General features: G+C 73.5%; 10 protein-coding genes. 4 read left to right on the top strand and 6 right to left on the bottom strand.

Going from position 1 to position 10,005, the window contains the following annotated elements:
- Positions 1–12 precede the first annotated feature (12 nt).
- A complete protein-coding gene (locus ACFWAR_RS15960) occupies positions 13–1,251 on the top strand; it encodes a cytochrome P450 (RefSeq protein ID WP_385777368.1) in 1,239 nt (412 codons plus the stop codon).
- 20 nt (positions 1,252–1,271) lie between these two features.
- Here the strand turns inward: ACFWAR_RS15960 and ACFWAR_RS15965 are convergent, their stop codons facing one another.
- Together ACFWAR_RS15965 and ACFWAR_RS15970 are read right to left on the bottom strand one after the other, a co-directional pair.
- Complete coding sequence (locus ACFWAR_RS15965; RefSeq protein WP_385777370.1) at positions 1,272–2,207, bottom strand: NAD-dependent epimerase/dehydratase family protein; 936 nt, start codon at positions 2,205–2,207, stop codon at positions 1,272–1,274.
- 51 nt (positions 2,208–2,258) lie between these two features.
- Positions 2,259–2,855, bottom strand: a complete 597-nt coding sequence (locus ACFWAR_RS15970) for a hypothetical protein (protein WP_385777372.1) — start codon at positions 2,853–2,855, stop codon at positions 2,259–2,261.
- Between the two features lie 255 nt (positions 2,856–3,110).
- Here ACFWAR_RS15970 and ACFWAR_RS15975 point away from each other — a divergent pair, with 255 nt between their 5' ends.
- From ACFWAR_RS15975 to ACFWAR_RS15985, 3 genes are read left to right on the top strand one after another with little or no spacing between them, the layout of a single operon-like run.
- A complete protein-coding gene (locus ACFWAR_RS15975; RefSeq protein ID WP_385777374.1) occupies positions 3,111–3,782 on the top strand; it encodes a DedA family protein in 672 nt (223 codons plus the stop codon).
- Positions 3,779–4,438: a phosphatase PAP2 family protein gene (locus tag ACFWAR_RS15980; protein WP_385777376.1), complete on the top strand. Its 660-nt coding sequence runs from the start codon at positions 3,779–3,781 to the stop codon at positions 4,436–4,438. The genes ACFWAR_RS15975 and ACFWAR_RS15980 overlap by 4 nt, the downstream gene beginning before the upstream one ends.
- Entirely contained in the window at positions 4,435–5,073 is a 639-nt protein-coding gene (locus ACFWAR_RS15985; protein ID WP_385777378.1) for a phosphatase PAP2 family protein, read from the top strand. The genes ACFWAR_RS15980 and ACFWAR_RS15985 overlap by 4 nt, the downstream gene beginning before the upstream one ends.
- 26 nt (positions 5,074–5,099) lie before the next feature.
- Here ACFWAR_RS15985 and ACFWAR_RS15990 read toward each other — a convergent pair whose 3' ends face one another.
- From ACFWAR_RS15990 to ACFWAR_RS16005, 4 genes are all read right to left on the bottom strand, one after another.
- On the bottom strand, positions 5,100–5,492 hold the full coding sequence (locus ACFWAR_RS15990) for a hypothetical protein (RefSeq protein WP_385777380.1): 393 nt from the start codon (positions 5,490–5,492) through the stop codon (positions 5,100–5,102).
- Positions 5,493–5,584: 92 nt separating this feature from the next.
- The gene (locus ACFWAR_RS15995; protein ID WP_385777381.1) at positions 5,585–6,559 is read right to left on the bottom strand and encodes a hypothetical protein; all 975 of its coding nucleotides are present in this window, start codon (positions 6,557–6,559) and stop codon (positions 5,585–5,587) included.
- 106 nt (positions 6,560–6,665) lie between these two features.
- Entirely contained in the window at positions 6,666–7,478 is an 813-nt protein-coding gene (locus ACFWAR_RS16000; RefSeq protein ID WP_385777383.1) for a CHAT domain-containing protein, read from the bottom strand.
- Positions 7,475–10,005: tetratricopeptide repeat protein (locus tag ACFWAR_RS16005; protein WP_385777385.1), on the bottom strand; the 2,531-nt coding region annotated here is incomplete at its 5' end. The genes ACFWAR_RS16005 and ACFWAR_RS16000, both read right to left, overlap by 4 nt.

The raw sequence follows: 10,005 nt of genomic DNA on the forward strand, positions 1-10,005 counted from the left end.
GGAGGACCCGCCATGAACGACGGCATCCTGAGCCAGATCCTGGACTACGCCAACCGCGCCAACCCGTACCCGCTGTACGAGGAGCTGCGCAAGACGCCCGTCTTCCACGACGGGACCGGGCCGTACGTCATCAGCACCTACCACGACATCCACAGCCTGCTGCACGACCCGCGACTCAGCTCCGACTCCCGCAACCTGACCGCCATGGCCGGCGACCCGCTGGCCGAGGGCGGGGGAGAGGAGGAGACCGCGCTGCCGCCGAGCTTCCTGAAACTGGACCCGCCGGAACACGACCGGCTGCGCCGGATGACCAACAGGCCCTTCGGGCCGCCGCACTCCCCGCACCGCGTCGACGGGATGCGCGACGGGCTGAAGGGGATCGTCACCGGGCTCATCGACAACCTCGGCGACCCCGGGCAGATCGACCTGGTCGACCAGTTCGCCTACCCGTTCCCCGTCACGATGATCTGCCAACTGCTGGGCGTGCCCCGCGAGGACGAGGCCCGCTTCCACGTATGGGCCGACACCCTGGCCGCGAGCCTGGACCCCGACCCGGACTCCGACCCGGTGGAGCGCCAGCGCAGCACCCACGACTCCCGGATGGAACTCGGCATGTACCTCGCCGGGTTGATCGAGGAACGGCGCAAGAACCCGGGCGACGACATGCTCTCCCAACTGGCCGTCGGAAACGGCCCGGACGAGACCCTGTCCACCATGGAGCTGCTCAGCACGGCCGCCCTGCTGCTCATCGCCGGGCACGAGACCACGGTGAACCTGATCACCAACGGGATGCTGACGCTGCTGCGCAATCCGGACGTCCTGGCGCAGCTCCGCAAGGAGCCGGGGCTGGCCGTGCCGCTCGTGGAGGAGCTGCTGCGGTTCGAGCCGCCGGTGCAACTGCTGCCCCAGCGCACGCCCCTCGTCGACATCGAGGTCCGCGGGGTCACCATCCCCAAGGGCTCCTCGATGTGGCTGATCCTGGCCTCCGGCAACCGGGACCCGGCCCGCTTCGAGAACCCGGACCGCTTCGACCCGTACCGCAAGGACATCCAGCACCTGGGCCTCGGCAGCGGCATCCACAGCTGCTTCGGCGCACCGCTGGCGCGCCTGGAGGCGCAGCTCGCGCTGAGCGAGCTGGCCCGGCGGTTGGAGAACCCCCGGCTCCTGGAGGACCCGCCGCCGTACCGGCAGAACGCGGTGCTGCGCGGTCCCCGGCACCTGAGGATCGGCTGCGACGGGATCCGCCCCTGAGCGGTCGGACGGGTCGGCGCTCACGCCCCCGGGCGTGCGCGCCACCAGTCCACCGTCGCCTCGACCTGCTCGTCGAGGGGGGTGGCGCGCTGCGCGAAGCGCGCTTCGTAGGCCCGCGCGTCGATGACGAACGGCCGGTCGAACTGGTAGCGGACCTCCTTGAGTTCGCGGATCAGCGGCGAGAAGAGCGAGGCGACGCCGAGCACGGCGGGCGGCAGCGGGCGCACGGCGACCGGCCCCGTCGCCGCCCGGGCGGCGAGGAGGTCGACCATCTCGCGCGTGGAGCGCGGGGCAACCGTGGGGACGTGCCAGGCGCGTCCCCACGCCCGCTCGTCGCCCGCGACCTCGACCAGGGCCCCGGCCACGTCCGGGAGGTAGCTCCAACTGTGCGGCGCGTCCGGGTCCCCGAGGGCGGAGACCGCCTTGCCGCGCAGCACGCGCGGCACGACCCGGGCGGCCAGGTGCCCGCCGTCGGTCACCCCGGGGCCGAAGAAGTCCGAGGCCCGGACCTCCACCGCCTTGATCCGGCCCTCCTCGTGCAGCGCCAGCGCCCGCTCCCAAACGGCCGCGCGCACACGGCCCTTGGGGCCGGTCGCCGCGAGCGGCAGCTCCTCCGTGAGGGGGCCGTCGACCGGCCCGTAGCCGTAGAGGTTGCCCAGCATCACCAGCACCGCCCCGCTCGCCTCGGCGGCCCCGCACAGGGCCGCCGCCAACGGGGGCCACGCACGCGTCCAGTGGTGGTAGGGCGGCGCGGCGCAGCCGAAGACCGCTGCCGCGCCCCGCGCCGCCTCGCTCAGCCGCTCCCCGTCCGCCGCGTCCAACGCCACGTGCTCGATGCCCGGTTCGGGGCTGCGGCCCGAGCGGGTGACGACGCGTACCGAGTGCCCCCGCGCGGCCAGCAGTCGGGCGGTGGCGGCCCCGGCGGGCCCGAATCCTACGACGACGTAATGGCTCACAGGCGCACACTAGCGCCCGCGCGCCCGCCACTTCGGGGCGGTGTCCGCCCCTCAGGGGCCGCCCGCGGGTCCCGCCCCCTCGGGCGGTGTGGTCCCGGCGCGGTGGACCAGGCGGTAGCCGTACGGGCGCTTGCGGCTCCGCTCCTCGGTGTGGCGGACCCGCGCCCCGCGGAGCGCGGCCTCGACGAGCGCGTTGACGGCGGCGTTGCTCCGCCGGATCCGGGTGAGCTGGTCCCGGGTGAGGCCCGCGGCGCGGGCGGCGGTGCCGAGGTGCGCGTCCCGGGCCAGGGACCGCAGCAGGACGCCGAGGGCGAAACCGTTGAGCTGCCCGTGCGGCGCCACCGGCAGGGAAGCGGCCAGGGCGGTGGCCGCCACGAGCGCCGCGTCGAAGGCCGGGTCCCGCCTCCAGCGGGTCAGCAGGGCCTCCGAGACCCCCGCGGCGGCGGCGCACCCCGCGGGGCCCAGACCCATGGCGGCCGCGTGCAGGGCCCGGGCGCGGCGCGCACCGGTCTCCGCGATCAGGTCCGGCTGTCCGTGGACCGCGTCGATCAGGTCCTGGTCCAGCGCGTCCACGGCGGTCAGCCGGGCCAGCACGTCCTGCGCCCAGCCCTCGGGCCGGGCCGATCCCTGCGGTACGGGGTCGTTCACGTTCTGCGCGCCTCCTGCCGGCCGACCGGGCCGTGCTCGGTCGTCGAGCCCATTGTGCGGGTGCGGACGGCCCCGCCGCGCGGCCGCCCCCGCGCGCCGTTGCACGGTCCTCGACCCGCACATCGTCTACAGTGCAGTAGACCGTCTACGCGGCTGTAGTCGATCGGCGCCGCGTGCGGAGCGCCGATCCACCGCGGCCACGGGTCCCCGACCGCCGCGCACCGCCCGCCGCCCGACTCCCCGAGAGGCCCGCCCATGGCCGATACCGTCACCACCGCGACCGACCTCGCGGTCAACCTGCTCGACGCGCACTCGCTCCTGGCCGCCTTCGGCGTCGTGGGCATCGGGGTCGTGATGTTCGCCGAGACCGGCCTGCTGATCGGCTTCTTCCTGCCCGGGGACTCCCTGCTCTTCACCGCGGGCCTGCTGTGCGCGGGCCCGGCCGGAGCGGTCACGACCCTCTCGCTCCCGCTGGTCCTGACCGCCGCCGTCGTCGGCGCGCTGACCGGGGCCCAGTGCGGCTACCTGATCGGACGCCGGGCGGGCGGAGCCCTCCTCGCCCGCAGCCGGTCCCCGCGCCTGCACGAGGGAGCCGAACGGGCCGAAGAACTGCTCGACCGGTACGGCCACGCCAAGGCGATCGTGCTGGCCCGCTTCGTACCGGTGGTGCGCACGGTCCTGAACCCGCTCGCCGGAGCACTCAAGGTCCCGGCCCGCGCCTTCACCCTCTGGCAGGTCGCCGGCGGACTGCTCTGGACGCTGGGCCTGGTGCTCGCCGGCTACGGACTCGGCTCCGCCGTCCCCGACGTCGACCGCTACCTGCTGCCGATCGTCGCCCTCGTCGTCGCCGTGTCGCTGCTGCCCCTGGCGATCGAACTGCTCCGCTCCCGGCGGGCCGTCAAGCACCGGAACGGATCCGCTGGATGACCACCGCGCACCTCCCCGCACCCGCCCACGCGCCCTCGTACGTCCCCGCGCACGCCCTGGCGTACGACGGCTCAGGCGTCGACGGCCCCGCTTACGTCGACGTGACCGGGCTCGCCCACCGGGCCCCCGGCTGGCTCGACACCCTCGTCTCGGCCTGGTCGACCTACGGGCTGGCGCTCTTCGCCGTGCTGATGGCCGTGGGCTGGTGGCGGGCCCGGCGCGCGGGCGCCCCCGCGGCGGTCACCGCCCTCGCGGTACCGGCGATCACCCTGGTGGCCTTCGGCGTCGACTCCCTGCTGAAACTCGCCGTGCGCGAGGACCGGCCCTGCCGGACCCTGCGCGCCGTGACGCTGGAGGCGTGCCCCGCCCCCGGCGACTGGTCCTTCCCCAGCAACCACGCCGCCCTCGCGACGGCGGCCGCCGTCGCCCTGCTCTTCGTCTCGCGCCGGATCGGCGCCGCGGCCCTGGTCGCGGCGGCGCTGATGGCCGCCTCCCGGGTGTGGGTGGGCGCGCACTACCCCCACGACGTGCTGGCCGGCTGCCTCGTCGGCGCCGCGGTCGCCGCCGCGGCGGCCCGAACGGTCCGGAGCCACCGGGAAACGCTGGCCGACCGGCTCGGGCGCGGCCCGCTGCGCCCCCTGCTGGCCGCCGCATGACCCGTACCGACGCCGCCCGCCGCGCCGGCTGGCTGGCCCTGGTCGCCGCGTCCCTGTTCGCGCTGCTGGCGCTGTGGGTCACGCGCGCCCCGGACCACCTGCTGCCCGCCGACACCGGCCTGCACCGCTGGTCCGTGACGCACCGACCGGCCTCCGCGGCGGCCGTGGCCCGCCTGCTCACCGACACCGGCACCGGCTTCGTCCCGTACGTCCTGCTGCTCGTGGCCGGGTGGTACGCGGGCCGCACCACCGGACGCGGGGCCCGTACGGCCGCCGCGCTGCTGCTGTGCCTCGGCGCGGGCCAGGTGCTGCGCTACGCGGTCATGGCGCTGGTCGCCCGACCGCGCCCCGCCGTCGGCGACTGGGCCGCGCACGCCTCGGGCTGGTCCTTCCCCTCCGGCCACACCAGCACGGCCGCGATGACCGCCGGGCTGCTGGTCGCCGCACTGTTCCTGCGCGGCTCGCGGGTGCCCCGCGCGGCCGTGGTGCTCATCGGCCTGTGGGGCGCGGCGGTCGGCCTCAGCCGCGTCTACCTCGGCGTCCACTGGTTCACCGACGTGCTCGGCGGCTGGCTCTTCGCCACCGCCTGGCTCGCGCTCCTCGCCCACGTCCACCTGCGGAGGCCGCTCGTCTGAGGGGATCGGGCCGGAGCGGGCGGGGCTCAGGCGGGGGTGAAGGCGTCCTCGGGGGAGTCGTCCAGGACGAAGCCGTTGTCGAGGCGGACGCGGACCGTCGCGCGCAGCCGCTGCTCCTGGTAGGCGACCCAGTGGGGCTCCAGGGAAGCGACCTTCTCCACGAGCTGCTGCCGGCTCGCCGGGGGCATCTGCGGGCCGAAGTCCTCCAGGAGCGAGGAGAGCCGCAGGTAATCGGCGGCCTCCGGGCCCTGCCGGTCGTGGACGACCACCCGCTCGACGGTTCCCTCGACGCCCGCCGCCAGGGACAGCGATCCGACGACGGTCCCGGGGGACTCCGGGGAGTCGTCCGTCACCGCGACCCAGTCGGTGAGCCTGGTGTCCGCCGCGAGCCGCACCCGCTGGCCTTCTTGGAGGGTCATGGATCCTTCGTTCCTCGGGACCGTGCCCGGTGCGGGCCGGTCGGCGCCGTCGTCATGATCGTGATCGTCGGTGCCATTGTCCAGGACGACGGCTACAGGGGGCGCCCGCCCGCGCCGCTCGGCGTGCTGGCGCCCGGGGTGGCCAGGAGCTGGCCGGTGGCGGTCAGGGCGAGCCGGGAGAACAGGGTGCCCGAGAACCCGAACAGGAGGGAGATCGCCAGGGCGATGGGAGCCGCGGGCGCGTTCCACGAGTTGTCGAGGAACACGTGGCCGAGCAGGTTGAGTTCCGGGTCGGCGAGCATGCGGACCAGGAGCAGCCCGCCGACCGAGGCGAGGGCGCCGCCGACCGGGGCCAGCACCAGCACTCCCCAGGAGGAGGGGCGCTGAGCGCGCATGACCCCGATCAGCGGGGACAGGAAGCCGCCCAGCGCGCCGAAGACCATCGTCAGCCGGTGGTCCATGACGGCGCCGATCAGCAGGACCGCGCCGAGCCCGGTCGTGGCCAGCCACAGGGCGATGCGCTGCTGCTCGTACTCGCGCTCGGACTCGGTGTCCTCCCGGTCGTGGAGGTGCTCGGTGGCCGCGAACAGGAGGGCGCCGACCTCGGGCCCGGTGGCGGGCCGCGCGGCCAGTTCGGCGGCGAGCTCCTTGTCACCGGGATGCGGGGAGGCATCGAGCCGCAGGCGTACCGACCTGACGTGCGCGGCGATCTCCCCGGGTGCCTCCAGGCGCAGGAGTTGGCGCTCGGCGCTGTGCAGCATCCGCCAGGCGGCGGCCAGTTTGGACAGCGGGATCGCGATCACCCATGAGCTGGGCAGCAGCCGCCACACCACCAGGCCGCTCTTCTCCAGCTCGTCCAACCGCCCGGTCACGGCGACCAGCGCCGCCGTCCTGACGGGGTCGTCGGCGTCCGCGGCGGCCAGTACCGACGCCCGGGCCCGGCAGTCCCGGATGCGGCCCTGGAGCAGCCGGTACCGGGGGGCCGCGATCAGGCCCCTACTGGTGATGTACACGATCCCCAGGTAGCAGACGCAGACCAGTTCCAGCGCCCAGCGACCGTCCCCCACCACTCTCTCCCACACCCCGCGCCCCCTCGGCGTCGCCGCGTCAGCCCATCCTGCCCCAAGGCGCCCCCGGTGGGGGGCGGTTCCACGGATGAGCTACGCGTCCGCGTCAGGTCCGGTGGTCGGTGCTCGTGTCGTCGTCGATCCGTATCCACTGCACTTCCAGGTCGCCGGTGGAGGCGAGGGCCGACCGCAGGAGGGCCTCGGAGTTCGTCGTGCCGGTCACCACGGCGGTGAAGCGCTTCGCTCCGGCGCGGCGGGCGAGGAAGGCGGTCGGATCGGGCACGATGCCGGTGCCGGGCAGCGGGACCAGGTGGGCGGGGTGCAACAGGTGCCAGGTCTCGGGGTCGACCTCCGGCCCGTGGTGCAGGACAGCGAGCTCCCCCGGCTCCGCCCCGTACATCCGGGTCACCGCCACCGCGGCGCGATGGGCGGGTCCCACCGCGTAGCCCGCACCGATGCACCGGTAGAACTGGCAGGCGAAGGTGATGGCCATCCCGTCGCCGACCCGCCCGGGGTAGCCGATCGCACATCCCGAGGTCACCGCCAACTCCTCGGCCACACCGCTGGTGGCACAGGCGTTGAGCAGCACGAGCCGCACGCCCTTGCCCGCCGCCGCCAACAGGTCGCCGAGCCCCGCGGTGACCAGCGGCGCGTCGCCGCCGTCCACCGTCAGGACCCGCAGGCCCCCGTCGGTCGCGTGGCCGGAGAAGTGCACCACCGTCGGTGTCCGGTCCAGCAGGTGCTCCAGGATGTCCTCGCCGCGCACCGCCTGGGCGGTGTGCACCGTCAGTGCCTCGCGATAGCGGGCCGAGCGCAGCACCTGGACGACCTCGCGCTGCTCCGCACCGGTGTCGGGGCCGCCGAGGCGGGTGGCGACCGCGGACAGCATCAGTACGGTCGCCGGTGGCGGCCCGCTCACCCTTCGAGCGCCGGGGTCGTGCTGGTCAGGACCGCCTGGAGGACGGCGCTCAGCGCGACGGCCCGCGCGGGCCGGGCCGCCAGCAGGGCCGCGAGTTCGGCCACGGCCCGGTTGCGCTCCTCGGCACCGGGCGCGGCCGCGTGCGCCGCGGCGGCCAGGACGCCTCCCGGGTCCGGTACGGCGGCCCGCCGGGCCGCACGCACCACCGCCCCGGTCGGGTCGGCGACCGCGGGGGCGTCGTCGAGGGCGCGGGCGGCCAGCCAGTGCACCGTTGCCGTCCAGGACGCGTCGAAGACGCCCTCCTCGACCACCGCGAGCCATGCGAGCGTCTCCGCGTCGGCCGCCTCCAGCGCCCGCTGGACCCGGGCGTGCAGTACCTGCCGGTCCTCCAACAGGCCGTAGGCGGCCTCGATGCCGTCGGCCGCGGCCAGCGCCAGGATCGCGCGGTGCACGGCGATCACTTGGCTCTCGCCTTGGGGCCCTTCGCCCATGCCGGCCAGCACCTCGTCCACGTCGGGAGCGAGGAGGCCCTCGGCGTGCGCGGCCAGGAAGGCGGCCGAACCGGCCCAACCTCCGTCCCCGGCACCTGCCCGGATCCACGCCGTCAGGGTCTCGGCCAGCAACATCGGCCGATAGACCACGTCCACTGGAACGCCGGCCGCCACCTGGTCCAGCAGCTCTGCGTGTTCGGCCGCGGCGCCGGCAAGCAGCGCCCACTCCTGCAGTGCCAAGGCGGATGAGGGATCGAGCAGGGCGGTGTGGCCTTCCAAGAAGTCACGGGAGTCGGCCCAGGTCTCGGTGTTGATCCAGTCCGCTGTCAGATTGAGGGCCGTCTCGCTGACGTCCAGCCACGTCGGTGGTTCGGCGGCTCGGCTACCTTCCCCGCACAGGCGCATCACGGTCTCGCGCTGTGCGGGGTCGGATTCGACCACGCGTTGCAGGAGTCGGTGAACCTGGAAGATGATCTGCCTATCGAGCGTGGCGGGCGAGGCGAGCAGCGTGCACAACGCCTCGGCCCCTTCGGTCGTCCCGCTGTGTTTCAGGACAAACATGGCTCGCCTGTAGGAGAGCTGTGTGACGACCCGCGGGTGTCCGTGCCACGAGCTGATGACTTCCCCGTAGAGCCTCAGGGCCTCGTCATGCCGTCCGGTCCCTGCGAGCTGGTTGGCGAGGTTGTTCAGCGACTTTGCCAGGTTGGGGAGGTAGGCGGCGGGGTTGGCCTCAGCGAGTGTGCGGTGGAGTTGGACGGCTTCTTGGGCTGTGGTGAGTGCCTCGTCATGCCGTCCGGACTCCGCGAGCCGGTTGGCGAGGTTGTTCAGTGACATGGCCAGGTTGGGGAGGTAGGCGGCGGGGTTGGCCTCGGTGAGTGTGCGGTGGAGTTGGACGGCTTCTTGGGCTGTGGTGAGTGCCTCGTCATGCCGTCCGGACTCCGCGATCTGGACGGCGAGGTTGTTCAGTGACATGGCCAGGTTGGGGAGGTAGGCGTCGGGGTTGGCCTCGGTGAGTGTGCGGTGGAGTTGGACGGCTTCTTGGGCTGTGGTGAGTGCCTCGTCATGCCGTCCGGACTCCGCGAGCTGGTTGGCGAGGTTGTTCAGTGACTTTGCGAGGTTGGGGAGGTAGGCGTCGGGGTTGGCCTCGGTGAGTGTGCGGTAGATGGTGGCGGCTTCTTGGGCTGTGGTGAGTGCCTCGTCATGCCGTCCGGTCTCCGCGAGCTGGGCGCCGAGGTTGCTCAATGACATGGCCAGGTTGGGGAGGTAGGCGGCGGGGTTGGCCTCGGCGAGTGTGCGGCGGAGTTGGACGGCTTCTTGGGCTGTGGTGAGTGCCTCGTCATGCCGTCCGGTCTCCGCGAGCTGGGCGCCGAGGTTGCTCAATGACATGGCGAGGTCGGGGAGGTAGGCGGCGGGGTTGGCCTCGGCGAGTGTGCGGCGGAGTTGGAGGGCTTCTTGGGCTGTGGTGAGTGCCTCGTCATACCGTCCGATTTCCGCGAGCTGGTTGGCGAGGTTGTTGAGTGACATGGCGAGGTCGGGGAGGTAGGCGTCGGGGTTGGCCTCGGTGAGTGTGCGGTAGATGGTGGCGGCTTCTTGGGCCGGGGGGAGTGCCTCGTTGCGCCGTCCGATTTCCGAGAGCTGAACGGCGAGGTTGTTGAGCGAACCGGCGAGGTTGGGGAGGTAGGTGTCGGGGTTGGCCTCGGTGAGTGTGCGGTAGATGGTGGCGGCTTCTTGGGCCGGGGGGAGTGCCTCGTTGCGCCGTCCGACTTCCGCGAGCCGGGCGGCGAGGTTGTTGAGCGACGTTGCGAGGTTGGGGAGGTAGGTGTCGGGGTTGGCCTCGGTGAGTGTGCGGTAGATGGTGGCGGCTTCTTGGGCTGTGGTGAGTGCCTCGTCATGCCGTCCGACTTCCGCGAGCTGGTTGGCGAGGGTGTTGAGCGACGTTGCGAGGTTGGGGAGGTAGGTGTCGGGGTTGGCCTCGGTGAGTGTGCGGTAGATGGTGGCGGCTTCTTGGGCCGGGGGGAGTGCCTCGTTGCGCCGTC

Source organism: Streptomyces sp. NPDC059917, assembly GCF_042730635.1.
Taxonomy (GTDB): domain Bacteria; phylum Actinomycetota; class Actinomycetes; order Streptomycetales; family Streptomycetaceae; genus Streptomyces.

What these genes read in the sequence shown, in the direction of transcription:
- ACFWAR_RS15960 (WP_385777368.1), top strand. Translation starts at nt 13, where the DNA reads ATGAACGACGGCATCCTGAGCCAGATCCTGGACTACGCCAACCGCGCC.
- ACFWAR_RS15975 (WP_385777374.1), top strand. Translation starts at nt 3,111, where the DNA reads ATGGCCGATACCGTCACCACCGCGACCGACCTCGCGGTCAACCTGCTC.
- ACFWAR_RS15980 (WP_385777376.1), top strand. Translation starts at nt 3,779, where the DNA reads ATGACCACCGCGCACCTCCCCGCACCCGCCCACGCGCCCTCGTACGTC.
- ACFWAR_RS15985 (WP_385777378.1), top strand. Translation starts at nt 4,435, where the DNA reads ATGACCCGTACCGACGCCGCCCGCCGCGCCGGCTGGCTGGCCCTGGTC.
- ACFWAR_RS15990 (WP_385777380.1), bottom strand. Translation starts at nt 5,492, where the DNA reads ATGACCCTCCAAGAAGGCCAGCGGGTGCGGCTCGCGGCGGACACCAGG.